General features: G+C 71.6%; 13 protein-coding genes and 2 pseudogenes. 2 read left to right on the top strand and 13 right to left on the bottom strand.

Annotation, left to right across the window (positions count from 1 at the left end):
* The 3 genes from MHW47_RS21515 to MHW47_RS21505 form a co-directional block, all read right to left on the bottom strand.
* Positions 1 to 232 (bottom strand): carboxyl transferase domain-containing protein (locus MHW47_RS21515; protein ID WP_308381651.1); only part of this gene is annotated, 232 nt, incomplete at its 3' end.
* Positions 233 to 351: 119 nt separating this feature from the next.
* Positions 352 to 558: an acyl-CoA carboxylase subunit epsilon gene (locus tag MHW47_RS21510; protein WP_239225418.1), complete on the bottom strand. Its 207-nt coding sequence runs from the start codon at positions 556 to 558 to the stop codon at positions 352 to 354.
* 380 nt (positions 559 to 938) lie between these two features.
* A complete protein-coding gene (locus MHW47_RS21505; protein ID WP_239225420.1) occupies positions 939 to 1,334 on the bottom strand; it encodes a RidA family protein in 396 nt (131 codons plus the stop codon).
* A gap of 97 nt (positions 1,335 to 1,431) precedes the next feature.
* On the opposite strand from MHW47_RS21505, the gene MHW47_RS21500 reads away from it, so the two are divergent.
* Positions 1,432 to 2,418: a YafY family protein gene (locus MHW47_RS21500; RefSeq protein WP_239225417.1), complete on the top strand. Its 987-nt coding sequence runs from the start codon at positions 1,432 to 1,434 to the stop codon at positions 2,416 to 2,418.
* Positions 2,419 to 2,690: 272 nt separating this feature from the next.
* On the opposite strand, the pseudogene MHW47_RS21495 reads toward MHW47_RS21500, so the two are convergent.
* The 6 genes and pseudogenes from MHW47_RS21495 to MHW47_RS21470 all read right to left on the bottom strand — a co-directional run.
* Positions 2,691 to 3,401 (bottom strand): annotated as a pseudogene (locus tag MHW47_RS21495) (ParB/RepB/Spo0J family partition protein); the annotation flags it as partial.
* Positions 3,398 to 4,636 (bottom strand): ParA family protein, encoded by a 1,239-nt coding sequence (locus tag MHW47_RS21490; protein WP_239225415.1) that lies wholly within the window; start codon positions 4,634 to 4,636, stop codon positions 3,398 to 3,400. The gene MHW47_RS21490 and the pseudogene MHW47_RS21495, both read right to left, overlap by 4 nt.
* Before the next feature lie 256 nt (positions 4,637 to 4,892).
* Complete coding sequence (locus MHW47_RS21485) at positions 4,893 to 5,276, bottom strand: DUF6009 family protein (RefSeq protein WP_239225414.1); 384 nt, start codon at positions 5,274 to 5,276, stop codon at positions 4,893 to 4,895.
* A 123-nt stretch (positions 5,277 to 5,399) separates the two neighbouring features.
* The gene (locus MHW47_RS21480) at positions 5,400 to 6,938 is read right to left on the bottom strand and encodes a phage/plasmid primase, P4 family (protein ID WP_239225413.1); all 1,539 of its coding nucleotides are present in this window, start codon (positions 6,936 to 6,938) and stop codon (positions 5,400 to 5,402) included.
* Positions 6,935 to 7,954, bottom strand: a complete 1,020-nt coding sequence (locus tag MHW47_RS21475; protein WP_239225412.1) for a bifunctional DNA primase/polymerase — start codon at positions 7,952 to 7,954, stop codon at positions 6,935 to 6,937. The genes MHW47_RS21480 and MHW47_RS21475 overlap by 4 nt, the downstream gene beginning before the upstream one ends.
* A gap of 676 nt (positions 7,955 to 8,630) precedes the next feature.
* On the bottom strand, positions 8,631 to 9,497 hold the full coding sequence (locus tag MHW47_RS21470; protein WP_239225411.1) for an NAD(P)H-binding protein: 867 nt from the start codon (positions 9,495 to 9,497) through the stop codon (positions 8,631 to 8,633).
* Between the two features lie 121 nt (positions 9,498 to 9,618).
* Between MHW47_RS21470 and MHW47_RS21465 the strand changes: the two genes are divergently transcribed.
* A complete protein-coding gene (locus tag MHW47_RS21465; RefSeq protein ID WP_239225410.1) occupies positions 9,619 to 10,293 on the top strand; it encodes a ScbR family autoregulator-binding transcription factor in 675 nt (224 codons plus the stop codon).
* A gap of 28 nt (positions 10,294 to 10,321) precedes the next feature.
* Here the strand turns inward: MHW47_RS21465 and MHW47_RS21460 are convergent, their stop codons facing one another.
* The 4 genes and pseudogenes from MHW47_RS21460 to MHW47_RS21445 form a co-directional block, all read right to left on the bottom strand.
* Positions 10,322 to 11,848: an FAD-dependent monooxygenase gene (locus MHW47_RS21460; RefSeq protein WP_239225409.1), complete on the bottom strand. Its 1,527-nt coding sequence runs from the start codon at positions 11,846 to 11,848 to the stop codon at positions 10,322 to 10,324.
* Positions 11,849 to 11,954: 106 nt separating this feature from the next.
* Positions 11,955 to 12,344, bottom strand: coding sequence for a DUF6009 family protein (locus tag MHW47_RS21455; RefSeq protein ID WP_239225408.1), 390 nt, complete (start codon positions 12,342 to 12,344; stop codon positions 11,955 to 11,957).
* The gene (locus MHW47_RS21450) at positions 12,341 to 13,855 is read right to left on the bottom strand and encodes a phage/plasmid primase, P4 family (protein ID WP_239225419.1); all 1,515 of its coding nucleotides are present in this window, start codon (positions 13,853 to 13,855) and stop codon (positions 12,341 to 12,343) included. Before MHW47_RS21450 ends, MHW47_RS21455 begins: the two co-directional genes overlap by 4 nt.
* Positions 13,856 to 13,872: 17 nt before the next feature.
* Positions 13,873 to 14,163, bottom strand: a pseudogene (locus MHW47_RS21445) (DNA primase); the annotation flags it as partial.

The following is a 14,163-nucleotide window of genomic DNA, read 5'->3' as shown; positions in this document are numbered from 1 at the left end:
AACCCGTCGCCCGGTGGCGGCGGAGCTGCTCGACCTCGTGGAACGAGTCCGGGTCCAGGAGCAGCTCGATGCGCTCGCGGGCCGTCAGCTTGCCCTTGGCGTGCTGCGCCTCGGTCGCCCGGTCGCTCGGGCCACCGGCCGCCTGCGCGCGGACCGCGTGCAGTTCGGCCACCCGCTCGTGAGCGTTCGCCGCTTCCGCGGAGGCCCGAGGAATGTCATTCACAACTGTCACGACACGTCCCTTCCTCTCAAGGTGCGGCCCGATCGACGCCACCATAACAAACCGCACGCGCGGTTTGTATAGTGCGGCTGGTACGCACACGAATCAGTCGTCGGTGAAGTGGGCCGGCTCTACCGCCAGCTGTACGGAGAGCAGTAGCCCTCGACGGGGCGCTCGGGCCGCCACGGCGGCACCTCGGGCGGTTCGGCGTCGCCGGCCTCGTCCTCCCGCCCCGCCAGCAACGCGCACAGCACTACGGCGACCGCCGCCAGTTCCTCGTCGTCGGCGTGCCCGCGTTCCACCCGGAACGTGGGCGTCACGGTGTCGACCTCGACCATTCGCCCTCCTCAAACCTGTCGCCCACCGTCCGGCACTCGGCTTGAGAAGTCCTGCCGTTCCTCTGGAGATCCGCTGGAGCCCGCGGCCCTCCGCGGCCCTGCGCAGAGCCGTCGCCATTTGGAGCGGGCCGTCAGGGACCGGGGCTCCCCGACGCGGCGGGGGCCACGTATTACGGCGTAATAATCCGGGCGGCTCGCGTGCGGGCCCTCGGGGCGGCTCGTGTGCGGGCCCTCCGGCCGACTCGTGCGCGGGCGCCCTCCGGGCGGCGGTGTGCGGGCGCCCTCCGGGCGCCACTCCCCCGCATCTCGACCGGCGCAGAACGCGTCGAAGGGGCCTCGCATTATTACGGCGTAATAATGCGAGGCCCCTTCGAGGGCGGTCAGGCCGCTGCGGTGGCTTCCAGTTCGATCAGCTGGGTCGGGATGGCCAGGCGGCTCACCTCCAGCAGCGTGGTCGGCGGGGCGGCGTTCGCCGTCGCCAGGCGGGCGGTCAGGGTGGCGTAGTGCGGGAAGAGGGCGTCGATGTCCGTGGTGTAGAGCGTGAGGCGGACGAGGTCGGCCAGGGTCATGCCGGCCCCGGCGAGCACCGCTTCCAGGTTGTCGAGGCTGAGGGCCAGTTGCGCGGCCATGTCCCCCTCGTGCAGCGGGTTGCCTTCGGCGTCGGTGGCCGTCTGTCCCGAGCAGTAGAGGGTCCTGGTGGAGCCGGTGAGCAGCACGGCCTGGTGGAAGCCCAGCTTCTGGGACCAGGCCACCGGGTTGATCGGGGTTCGTCGCAGCGTCACGTCTGTTCCTCGCGTCGGATGACTTCGGTGAGCGCGACCCTTCCAGGAAAAGGTGACACCCCCTGTCGTGATGGATGGCTAGGGTCCTCGTGTGCGTGCGGATCGGCTGGTCTCGTTGGTGTTGCTGCTGCGGCAGCGGGGCCGGATGACCGCCGGTGCCCTGGCCCGTGAGCTGGAGGTGTCCACCCGCACCGTGCTGCGCGACATCGAGGCGCTGTCCTCGGCGGGCGTGCCGGTGTACGCCGAGCGAGGCCGGCACGGCGGGTTCGCGTTGCTGCCCGGCTTCCGCACGGAGCTGACCGGGCTGAACCACGACGAGACCCTGGCCCTGCTGGCCGCCGGCTCGGGGCGCGGCGGGCAGGCCTTCGGGCTCGGTTCGGCGCTCGCGGCGGCCATGCGGAAGGTGGTGGACGCGCTGCCGGACAGCCACCGGGCCACCGTGAACGACGCCGCCCGGCGGATTCTCGTGGAGCCGGAGACCGATCTGCTGTCGCGCCCGGCGCAGACCGAGGAGGTGCCCGCCGCGGCGATGGCGGAGATCCGGCACGCGGTGCTCACCGGGCGGAAGCTGCGCATCCAGTACACGGCCACCGGCCAGGAGGCCCGGCCGCGCACCGTGGACCCGGTGGGACTGGTGACGGTCCGGGAGCGCGGATACCTGCTGGCCCTGCGGGCGGGCGAGGAACGTACGTACCGGCTGTCGCGGGTGCTGGCGGCCGAGGCCCTCGAGGAACCGGCGGAGCGGCCGGGGACGGTGGATCTGGAGCGGTCCTGGCGGCAGCGGTGCGCGCGGTTCCTGTCCGAGGGGCATCTCGCGGTGTCGGTGCGGGTGGTCCCTCAGCGACGCGAGGAGCTACTGCGCACGGCGGTGGCCGTGCGGGGCGCGGAGTGCGAGGAGGACGGGCGGCTGCGGCTGGAGGTGACGTTCCAGGATCTGCGCCATGCGGAGTGGGCGCTGTGGCAGCTGGGGACGGATGCGGAGGTCCTCTCCCCTGCCTCGCTGCGTACGGCTCTGCACGGACGTGCCACCGCGCTCGCCGCTCATTACGCGGACCCGGGCGCGATTATTACGCCGTAATACGCGGACGGCCGGTCCCGGGGTATTACGGCGTAATAATCCGGGACCGGCCTCCGGGGCGGCGGCTACGGGGCGTCGGCCGCCGGGGCCTGCTCCGCCCGCATCCGCTTCGATTCCTCGATCTTGTAGTCGACGAGCAGTTCCGTCAGCTTGCGCCGGGACTGGACGTCGAGTTCGGCGATGATGAGGCTCGTCAGGGTGTGGGGGTCGGTCGAGGGCAGCCGGGTGGGGGTGTCGGCGGGGGGCTGCCGCTTCTGCCGGGGGGTGCGGGGTTTCTGGGCGCGGCTCGCCTTGAGCTGCTGGAGGTGGGCCTCCTGTTCCTCGGCCTTCTTCTTGCCGACCAGGCGCAGCGTGGCGGCGGATTCCTCGCCGGACTGGAGCTTCTCCTTGAGTGCGGGGGTCAGGGTGAGCAGCGCGAGGCGCTGGGAGACCCAGCCCTGGGAGCGGTGCAGCCGGGCGGCGAGGGCTTCCTGGGTGCCGTGGATCCTGAGGAGCTGTTCCAGGGCCCTGGCCTCGTCGAGGTGGTTGAGCTCCTGGCGGTGGATGTTGGCGACGAGGGCCGATTCCAGTATCTCGTCGGGGTTGCTGCCCAGGCTGTCGTCGAGCATCACCTTGATCTCGGTGAGGCCGGCTTCGCGGGCGGCGGCGAGACGGGAGTTGCCGTCGATGACGACGTACTTGGTGCCGGGTTCGAGGTCGGCCTCGCGGTCGGGGTTGCCCTCGAGGTAGGCGAAGCGGCCCATGATGCTGATGGCGGTCTTCTGGCCGTGGTCGCGGAGGCTGTTGCCGAGGTCGGTGAGGTCGCCCAGGTCGGACCTGGGGTTGTCGGGGTTGAGGCTGATGACGCCGACGGGGAGTTCGACCGGGGGAGGAGCGCCCTCGGTGGGGGCGGCGGCGACCTGGTTGATGGCCGCGCGGCGGGCGCTGATGGACTGGGTCTGGCCGAAGGAGGAGCCGGCGCCGAGCCGGGACGCCTTGCTCATGAGATCTCCCGTGCGAGGGCGCGCAGGCCGACGGCCTGGTCACAGCGGGGGGAGTAGGCGAGCAGGGGCTGCTTCACGCGTACGGCCTCCTTCTGTTCCTTGAGGTCGCCGATGACGCCGACGACCCTGGGGTCCTTTATGTCCATCCAGGAGTTGAGGGACGAGGTGGCGATGTAGCCGCGGCGGGCGTCGTAGTGGTTGACGACGATGCCGAGGTAGTCGAGTTCGAGGTGCATGTCGTCGCGCAGGTCCTCGATCTGGGAGGTGAGGAGTCCGTAGGCGTCGGCGGAGCTGTCCTCGGCCTGGACGACGACGAGCACACCGGAGTTGCCGGGGGCCTCGCCCTGGCGGCGGCGGCCGTAGTAGGCGGCGGCGTCCATGCTGAGGCCGAGGCTGGGCGGGCAGTCGATGATGACGGCGTCGTAGTCGGCCTCGATGGCGGACAGGGCGCGTTCCAGGGCTGCTTCGCGGGCCCGGACCCCGGAGAGCTTCACGTCGAGGAGGAAGGCGTCGGTGCAGGCCGGCAGGAGGTGGAGGCGGTCGCCGAAACGCGGGTCCTCGATGCGGACGACGAGGTCGGCGAGGTTGCCCTTGGCCTCGCCCGCCATGTGCTTGGTGAGGCTGTCGCCCTCGATGGGCAGCGGCTCGTGGCCGAGCTGTTTGGTGAGGTGGCACTGGGGGTCGAAGTCGACCAGCAGGACGCGCAGTCCGAGGCCGGGCAGGTCCTCGTAGTCGAGGGGGGAGGGGTGGTCCTCGTCGGAGAGGGCGGCCGCGAAGTGCTTGGAGATGCGGACGGGGTGGAGCGCGCCGGGGTCCTCGGCGAGGGCTTCGCCGGTGCCGGCCGCGATGGCGGTCTTGCCGACGCCGCCCTTCTGGTTGCAGGTGATGATGCGCTTGGGGTGCTCGGGGCGTACGACGGTGGGGGCCGGGTTGGTCTCCAGCCACATCACCACGGACTGGGCGAGGCCCTGGATGAGCGAGACGCCGCGCGAGGCGCAGTCGGCGCGGAAGCCGTCCCACTGCCCGTCAGGCAGGAAGGTGGCGAAGGACTTGGCGCCCGCGGTGTCGATGGGGGAGAGGTTGGAGCCGAGCCGCCGCCAGGCCTCGATGCCTGCTTCGACGGCGTGCTGGATGTCGGTCTTGTGCTGGGCTGCCCGGATCTTCAGATCCTGCTGCAGCACCGCGGGCAGCTTGGAGACGACCTTCTCGCGGTCGCCGGGGGAGGGCGAAGTCATGGCAGTCACCTTACTAACTCCGATGATCCTTCTCGGCATCGACGCGTTAGTTGTGACTGTGTTTTCTTCGAGGATCACTCAAAAGCCCGGCTCCGGAGGAGTCCTGGAGCCGGGGCGAGGGGTCGTGACGCCGGGGGGCGGGGCGACGGAGCGGCGATTATTACGCCGTAATACGGCTCCGCCCGCGCGGATTATTACGGCGTAATACGGCGGCGGGGTGGGAGGAGTATTACGGCGTAATACTCCTCCCACCCCGTCAGTTGCCCGCCTCCGCCGTGGCGGCCAGGCCGCGCTGCGAACGGGGGGTCTTGTCGCCCACCCGCTTCGGCTCGATGGTGCTCGGGTCGACCGCCTCGCCGGGGGCGCCCTCGTGGTACGGGCCGTCCGGGTCGGCGTCGCGGTCGTGGGGGAGGAGGAAGAACACCCGGCGCAGATGCAGTCCGCTGTCGGGGTCGGCCTCGGTGTCGGCTTCCAGCTCCGTGTAGCCGACCATGCGCCCGTCCCGTTCGTAGCGGGGCTTTCCGCGGCGGCGGGTGGTCTTGTCGAGCGCCTGGCGTACGTAGTCCAGGTTGTCGGGGTTCTCCAGCCAGACCACGGCGTTCTCGTGGTGGAGGTCGCTCTCGTTCAGCAGCGAGCTCATGGCTGCAGCCCCTTAGTGTGTCGGCCGGCCGGGAGGAGGCCGGGGTGGGTGTGAGCACGTTCCCTGGTGGGGGCACCGTGTTCATGGTAGGCCGGATCGGCGGAAGTGTGCCGGGCGCGGGGCTCAGGCATGGCCGCTCCGGGAGTCGTCGTCCGCGAGAAGCCCGAGGCCCGGGTAGTACTTCTTGCCGCTGGACTTCATCATGTCGGCGGGCGAGGCGAGGGACAGCTCCTGGCGGACCCGGGTCGCGAACGCACGGGCCGTCGCGGGCCTGATGCCCTCCCCGGCCCCACACCAGCTGCTGTACGCGGCGTACAGGAGCCCCTGCTCCACCCGCAGGTCCGGGGCCTGGGTGGTGCAGCACTCGGCGAGGAAGCGGCCGATGTGGTCCTCGGTGGTGGCGTAGGCCGCGGTAGCCGAGCGGACCGTGGCGGGGCCGTCGAGCGGGTCGCGGGTGGCCAGGTAGAGCTTGGCGCCCTCGATCAGCCACTGCAGGATGCCCGGGCCCTCGCTCTGCACCAGCTCTTTGGCCAGGTTGTCGATCTTGCGGGCGGCGGGAACGACACGCTCGAACGGGATGAGGCGGATGCGGCGCCAGAACGCGTGGCCGCCCGTACCGACTTCGGGGCGGTGGTTGCCCAGCAGCCAGAGCTTGTGGGTCGGGTTGAAGCTGAAGAAGTCCTGCCGCATCCGGCGGGCCATGATGCGGTCGCCGCCGGTCAGCAGCTTCACCCGGGACTCGTCGAACTTGTCGTTCGGCTTCAGCTCCGAGCAGACGACGATGCGCCGCCCGTGCAGCTCGGTCAGCTCGGTGGAGTGCTCGGAGAACTTGCCTTTCTCCATGAGGAAGCCGGGCGGCGCGGCCTGGGCGTAGTCGCCGAGGATCTGCGTCATGACGTCCAGCAGGACGGACTTGCCGTTGGCGCCGGTCCCGTACAGGAACGGCAGCACCTGGGCGCCGACGTCGCCGGTGATGGAGTAGCCGAGCAGCAGGTGGAGGAAGTGGATCGTCTCCTCGCCCTTGGCGTCGTCGCCGAAGGTGTCGTGCAGGAACCGGTGCCAGCGCGGGGTGGGCGTCGCCTCGGGGGCCACGCTAGTCGCCCGGGAGTGCATGTCGCCCTCGGGGTCCGGCTTGCGCAGATGCCCGGTGTGCAGGTCGACGACCCCGGCCGGGGTGCACAGCGCGTACGGGTCGCCGTCCAGGACGTCCGGGTCGAGCGCCAGGGCGGGGGAGGCCTTCGCCTGGGTGAGCATGGCCTTGATGCCCGGCGTCGACATCGAACGGCGGCGGTGCGCGCGGACCTCCCGGTCGGTGAACTGGCCGGTGGGGTCGGTGGCGGGCATCTGCTCGGCGAGGTCGCCCGCCGCCCACACCGCGGCCTTCTCGCCGCCCGTGCGCTTCCAGCGGTACTGGTCCCAGTGGTACCAGCCCAGGCCCTCGACGTGACGGAACTGGTCCCCGAACATGAGCGCGAACAGCTTGGCGTTGCCCCGGTCCGTGAGCAGTGCGGGCAGGCGGCCCTCGGGCAGGGGCGGTTCGGTCACCACGGAGGCGTTCTGCTGGGCGGGCAGGCCGGGCATGCCGCCCTCGGTCTCGAGGGCGAGCATCTGCTGCGCGGCGGCAGTGGCGTCGAAGCGCGGGCTGCTCTCGGCGCTGCTCATGGGCGTCCTTCGGGATGGAGCGGGCGGGCTGCGCCGGCGGACAGGGCTGAGGCGATGACGGTGAGGCTGTGCCGATGGCGGTACGGGCGCGCCGCGTCGGCGGCCTCGATGAGCAGATCCTGCGCACGGGGCCCGGCGAGGTGCCCGGCGGCGACGAGGCCGCCCGCCGTGTAGGCGGCCCGGTTGAGCTTTTCGGTGAAGCCCGTGCCCTCGGCCGCCGCCGCGCACGCCCGGACCTCGGCGAGCAGGGGTTCCAGCAGCCGCAGCGCCAGTGACACGCCGCCTGCCGGGCGGACGGGGCGGGGGCCGGGCACCCGGGCGGCCGGTGCGGGTCCGGGCACATGGCCGGTGCGGCGCAGCTCGGCGGCGAGCCAGGCGGGCAGGAGCGCGGGCAGCCGGGCGGACCCGACGGGGGTGTAGGTGCCCGCCGGGGTGCGGGTGGCCGGGGTGACGATGTAGCCGCCGGAGGCCCGGACGTCGACCTGCCAGGCCAGGGCCACCTTGGGGCTGGAGCCCACGGAGGAGCGGTAGCGCGGGCTGTCCGGTGCGGTGCGGTACCAGACGTGGAGGCCGCCGGACGGGGTGCGGACGCGCAGGGTGGCCTCGTCATCGGCGGGGCTCTGTTCCCCGCGCAGCGCGGCGAGCAGCGCGAGGGTGTCGAACCCGGAGGCCAGGCCGGTCAGGTTGACGCTCTCGTGGATCGGAATGCCCGGCAGCAGGCGGTTCCGGTGCGGGACTTCGGCACTGTGTGCGTCGATATCCAGTACGACGAGCCCGGCCGGGCCGCACGAGACGCCGACCCCGAGACCGGGATGGGCACCCCACCAGGCGGCCAGGCGTTCCGGGTCGGTGGTCGCCGCGTGGAAGCCGTGGCACCACCTTCCCGCGGGCAGGCAGGGGCAGTCGGCCGGGCGGTGCGGGTCCTCACGGCAGGCGGGGCAGTTGCCCGCCGGGGTCTTGCGCCCGGCGGCCAGCGGATGGACGGGCCAGCCGTTCGCCGCGCACCAACGGGCCATGTCGAAAGGACTCGCGGACCCCGCCGCACGCGGGTCACCAGTCTCTCTTTGACGCGGCACGCTGATCGTCCTTGCCGAGGGGCCAACAGGTTTGGTCCAGTCCTGAACAACTCAGTCCCTCGGAGAAAACCCAGGTCAGAGGGGCACCTCCGCCTGGCCGAGGGACTAAAGGGACTGAGTTTTCCAATGCGGGTCAGAGCCTACAACAGGCATCCCGGAGTGGACGGGTCACTTCGTTCCGCGAGTCCCTTCGGTCCCTCGGGCCGGGGGAGTTGCGCACCCCGGCCGGGCGTGTCGGCCGGAGCGCCGAGGGCGGCCGGCGAGAGGGACCGAAGCGAGGGACTGAACGCGGAGCCGAGGGACTGGAACTTTCAGTCCCTCTTCAGTCCCTCGGACAAAAGTCCAGGTCAGAGGCTTGCGGCCCCAAAACGGAGGGACTGAAGGGACTCAAGGTCGGTAGTTATCAGCGCTTCAGAATAAAGATGATTAACAAAAGGGATATACAGGGTGTTTCTACGCGCGAGCGCATACACACGCCTGCATAATCGCTTATAACTACCAACCTTGAGTCCCTTCAGTCCCTTCAGACCCTGGTTCCTGACGACCTCAAGCTCCTGACCTGCGGTTTTGTCGAAGGGACTGAAGAGGGACCGAGCCGCGAGGGACTGAACCGGCTTCAGTCCCTCGCGGCGTCGTCGGGCCGGAAGGCGTCGAGGTGGTCGGCCGCCCAGTCGCGGAACGTCGCGGCCGGCCGCCCGAGCAGGCGGGGGAGCGTGGGGTCCACACGCCCCTTGGAGCCGCTGTGCTGCCTTCTGGCGCTCTCCAGGAGGGCGTCGGCGATATCGGCCGGGTAGCGCGCTCCGAGGGCCGTACGGGCCTCCTGAGGGCTCAGCTCGCGGAAGCGGAGCTCCAGGCCGAGGAGCCCGGCGAGCTGGGCCGTCTGCGCGGCCGCCGAGAGCGCCTGAGGTCCGGTCAGGGTGTAGGCCCGGCCCGCGTGTTCCTCCGCAGGCCCGGTGAGGGCCCGTACGGCGGCCTCGGCCACGTCCCTGGGGTCCACGCAGGCGTTCTCGGAGGACCCGTACGGCGCGCGCACCGTACGATCGGCACGGATGGAGCGGGCCCAGGACAGGGTGTTCGACATGAAGGCGCGGGGACGCAGCAGGGTCCAGGCGATCCCGGAGGCGCGCAGCAGGTCCTCGTTGCGGCGCTGGCGCCGGGTGATCAGGTCGTCGGCCCCGGGGTCGGTGACGGCGGCCGCGGAGAGTTTGACGATGTGCCGGACGCCGGCCGCGCGGGCCGGGTCCAGGAAGCGCGTGTCGTCGTCGCCGTCGGGGTTGGTGACCAAAAACGCGCCCTGGACGTTGTGCAGAGCGTCCGTCAGCGAATCGGGGTCCGTGAAGTCGCCGCGGACGACGTGGGCCGTCGGTGGGGCGCCGGTGACCCGCTCGGGCTGCCTCGCCATGATGCGTACGGGCAGGCCCTGGGGGAGGAGGCCGAGCACTTCGCGGCCGATCGTCCCGGTTGCGCCCGTGACGAGGATCATGGTTTCCCTTTCCTGCCGGACATTTCCCCGACCAGGGCAGAGGGAAGGCACCGGCCTGTAAGATACGAACTGGACGGTTTATTTACTCTCTCGCGACCACCCTGAGGAGGGAGGAGGCAGAGTGGCTGAGCAGCTACGGGCTATCCGCACCCGGCAGACGATTCTTTCGGCGGCGGCCAAGATCTTCGAGGAACAGGGGTACCAAGCAGCCACGATCTCCCAGATCCTCACCGAGGCGGGGGTGACCAAGGGCGCGCTGTACTTCCACTTCCACTCCAAGGAGGACCTCGCGCAGGGTGTCCTCTCCGAGCAGGACCAGCGGATCATCGTACCGATGCGCGCTTCCAAGGTGCAGGAGGTCGTCGACGTCGTCATGCTGCACGCCCACCGCCTCCAGACCGACCCGATGGTGCGCGCGGGCGTCCGGCTGACGATGGACCAGCAGACGCAGAACCTCGACCGCAGCGGGCCGTTCCTGCGGTGGGGCGAGGTCGGCCTCGATCTGCTCCAGCAGGCGCAGGCCCAGGGCGAGTTGCTGCCGCACATCTCGCCGCCGGAGACGGCCGACGTCCTCGTAGGCTCCTTCGCCGGTATCCAGTCCATGTCGCAGGCCGTCTGCGAGTACCGCGACCTGGTGGTGCGGGTGTCCGCGCTGATGCGGCATCTGCTGCCCAGCGCCGTGGTGCCGTCCGTGCTGGCGTCGCTCGACCTCTCCGAGGGCCGGGGCGCCAAGGTGTACGCCGAGGCGGTGAAGGCGGCCGACCTGCGCGACGACGTCCTGGAGACCGCCAGCTGAGCGCAGGAGGCGTCCCGCCGGGCCCTGTTCACGTCGACTCGGCCGGGCGGGACGCCGCGTCGACGCAGCCGCCCGGCCCGAAGTAGGCCGCCAGCACCTGGTCCAGCCCGCTGTCGCCCGGCACCCAGGCCAGATATCCGTCCGGCCGCACCAGCGCCGCCTCGTACGGCAGGGCGGGCACAGGACGCGCCTCGACGGTGCGCAGCATGCCCGCCCATGGCCGGGCGGCCTCCTGGTGGCGGTCCGATTTCTCGCCGAACAGCAGCAGGAGCGGCCGCCCGTCGTGCAGCAGGCGGATGACGTCGGTGTCGCCGTCCGCGGTACTGAGCCCGGTGTTGGCGAGGTAGGACCCCGCGGCCGGGCCGCCCACGCCGGTGGGATCGGGCAGGACGGTGTCCTGGGCGCTGATCAGGGCGCCGAGCCGGCCGTTCTCGTCCTCCGCCGCGAGAAGCCCGGTGAACACCGTGCGCAGGGCGTCCGCTTCGGGGCCGGGCCGCATCAGCGCGAGCTGGGCCAGCGTCCCGTCGATCACGCGGCGCGCGAGCGGCCGCCGCTCCGCGTCGTAGCCGGTCAGCAGGGTCTCGCCGGCCGTGCCGCGCACCGCGTGGGCCAGCCGCCAGCTCAGGTTCAGCGCGTCCAGGACCCCGGTGCTCAGGCCCTGCCCGCCGATCGGGAAGTGCACGTGCGCGGCATCCCCGACCAGGAAGACCCGCCCCTGCCCGAAGGTACGGGCCAGCCGGGCGAAGTCGCTGAACCGGCTGAGCCAGCGCGGGGAGTGCATCGCGATCTCACGGCCCGCGATCCGGGACACCTCATCGCGCAACTCCTCCAACGACACCGGACGGTGACGGTCCGGATGAGGGCCGTCGCAGTTGAGCGTACGGAGCTGGACGCGGCCCTCCCCGGTGTGCTTGGCGACAATCCAGCCGCGCGGCGTGCGGTGCCAGCCCTTGGGCAGCGCACCGGGATCGTCCAGGGTCACGGTCCCCATCAGCGCGGACACCGTCGCCGGGACCGTGTCCGACTCGATGCCCGCCAGCGCGCGCACCGTACTGCGCGCACCATCCGCCCCCACCGCGTAACCGGCGTGGCAGAGCACGGAACCGCGCGGGCCCTCGGCCGTGACCCGCACCCCGCCCTCGTCCTGGCCCAGGTCCATGACGCGGTACCCGCGCAGCACCCGGGCACCGGCCGCGCGGGCCCGCGCCTCCAGGTGCCGTTCCAGGTCGGCCTGGGCGCACTTGAGAATGGGCTCGGGCTCGTGCGGGGGAGCGGTGATGGTCAGGCCCGGGAGCCCCGCGAAGTGGAAGGCGCCGGAGGTGGGCACCGGCGGATACGCGGCAGGGGCCGGACCGGGCAGATGCCCCCGGCGGGCCAGGGACTGCACCGCACGGGCGTGCAGCGTCGTCGCCTTGGGCTGCCCGGAGACCGCCGTCCGCGCTTCGAGGAGTACGGTGTCCACGCCGGCCGCGGCGAGTTCGGCCGCGACGAGCATGCCGACCGGCCCTCCGCCGGCGACGAGCACCTGGGCCCGGATGGGACGGTCTTCCCGCACAGCGGTGCCTCTCTGTCCGCGCTACTCCGACGACAGAAATATACCGGACGTGCTGTTTTTTATCCATCGGGCAGAACGTTCCGCCGGGGAACGTTCCGCATCCGCCCTAGGGCTGGAGCTCGCGCGCGGCGGACGACATGGGGCCGCCCTCCGAACGCTCGGTCTTGTGGCCCTTGCTGCCCGGCGCCAGGGTCCGTACGTCCACGGCCTCGGCGGGCGCGCCCCGCGCGTACAGGCCGTCGGGCTCGGTGTCCCGGTCGTGGGGGAGCAGCCAGAACACCCGGCGGCGGAAGGTGCCCGAGGAGCGGGACGGCTTGGCCTTCGGGCCCAGCAGGGCGTACCCGACCATTCTGCCGTCGCGGTGGTAGGCGGGCCGGCCCCGGCGGGTGGGGAGGCGGTCCAGGCTCTGGCGGACGTAGTCGAGCCTGCTGATGTCCTCGAGCCACACGAGGTCCACCTCGTGGACGATCTCGTCCTCTGCGATGAGGGCGCTCATACTGTCTCCTCGTCCGCGAGCAGGCCGATGCCGGGGTAGTACTTGCGCTGGTTGGAAAAGATCATTTCCTTCGGTGATGCCAGCCCCACCACTTCGCGGATGTGGGCCGCGAAGGCTCTCGACGAGATCGCCGGAACGCCTTCATTCTGGCACCAGCGTTTGTAGGCCGCGTAGAGCTGGGCTTGTTCGGCCCTCAGCCCGGCGTCGAGCCGACACGTCTCGCCCACGAAGCGCCCGGTGTGGTCCTCGGTCTCCGCGTAGACGGTCGTCGCGATGCGGACGCGCTCGGGCCCCGAAAGGTCCTTGTCGCCGCCCAGGTAGCGGCGGGCGCCCTCGATCAGCCAGTTGAGGATGCCCGGACCCTCCTGGGTGACCAGGATGTCCGCCAGGTTGTCGATCTTGCGGTGGTCGGAGACGACCCGCTCGAACGGGATCAGGCGCATGCGCCGCCAGAACGCGAAGCCGCCCGTGCCGACTTCGGGGCGGTGGTTGCCCAGCAGCCACATCTTGTGGGTGGGTTCGAAGCTGAAGAAGTCCTGCCGCATCCGGCGGGCCTTGATCCGGTCCCCGCCGGTCAGCAGCTTCACCCGCGCCTCGTCGAACCGGTCGCCCGGCTTGACCTCGCTGCACACGATGACCCGGCGGCCGTGCAGTTCGGCGAGGTCCGTGGGATGCCCCTCGTACGGGCGGGACATCAGGAAGCCCGGCGGCGCCGCGTCCGCGTAGTCCCGCAGGAGCTTCATCAGGACGTCCAGCAGCACCGACTTGCCGTTCTTGCCCGAGCCGAACAGGAACGGCATCACCTGCCCGCCGACGTCCCCGGTGATCGAGTAGCCGAGCAGCAGCTGGAGGAAGGAGATCATCTCCTCGCCGTCCGGCCCCTCGCCGAACGTGTCGGCCAGGAAGCGGTCCCAGCGCGGGGTGGGCATCGCCTGCGGGGCGGCGGAGGTGGAACGGGAGTGGAAGTCCCGGGTGGGCTCGGCCGGGCGGATCTGCCCCGTGCGCAGGTCCACCACGCCCGCCGGGGTGCACAGGGCGTACGGATCGGCGTCCAGCAGCGCCGCGTTGAGCACCATGCCGGGCGCGGACTTGGCCTGGGTCAGCATCGCGTTCATCCCGCTGGTGCTCAGCGTGCGCCGGCGGTGCTGCTGGAGCGCGGCCGGGGTGAACAGGCCGCGCGGATCGGTGGCGGCCAGGGACTCCGCCAGGTCGCCCGCCGACCACATCACCGTGTCGTCCTCGTCGAACTGCCAGCGGGTGCCGTCCCAGCGGAACCAGCCGATGCCCGGCACATGCCGGTAGTCGTTGCGGTAGAGCTTGACGAATAACTTGGCGTTGCCCCGGTCGGTGAGGGTGTCGGGCAGCAGCCCGTCCGCCGTGGCCTCGCCGCCCGCCGCCCGGTCCCGGGGATCCGGCGGCGGAAGGGCACCGTCCTGCCGGGGCAGGGCGACCGGCTGCGCGAGGATCTGCGCGGCCACCGCCTGCACGTCGAAGGAGGCCGGCGGCAGCACCCTCTCCTTGTCCACGCTCACGTACGCCCCCCGAGGGCCAGTGGCCGGGTGCGGCCCGCGTTCAGACCGCCCCTGATGACGGCCAGGCAGCGCCGCCGCTGGCCGGGGCGGGCCAGTTCCGCGGCCTCCCGCAGCGCCCGGACCGCCTCGTCCTCCGTGAGGTGCCCGGCGGCGACGAGACCGCCCGCCGTGTACGCGGCCCGGTTCAGTTTCTCGGAGAACGCGGCGCCCTCGGGCACGGCCGCGCATGCGGCGACCTCCGCGAGGAGCCCCGCCAGCCGCCGTTCGCCCGACGCGGCGGGCCGGCC

The sequence above is a fragment of the Streptomyces sp. OfavH-34-F genome, from assembly GCF_022347745.1.
Taxonomy (GTDB): Bacteria; Actinomycetota; Actinomycetes; order Streptomycetales; family Streptomycetaceae; genus Streptomyces.
Note: the sequence above shows the minus strand (reverse complement) of the source record. Positions and strands in the feature narration are given on the sequence as shown.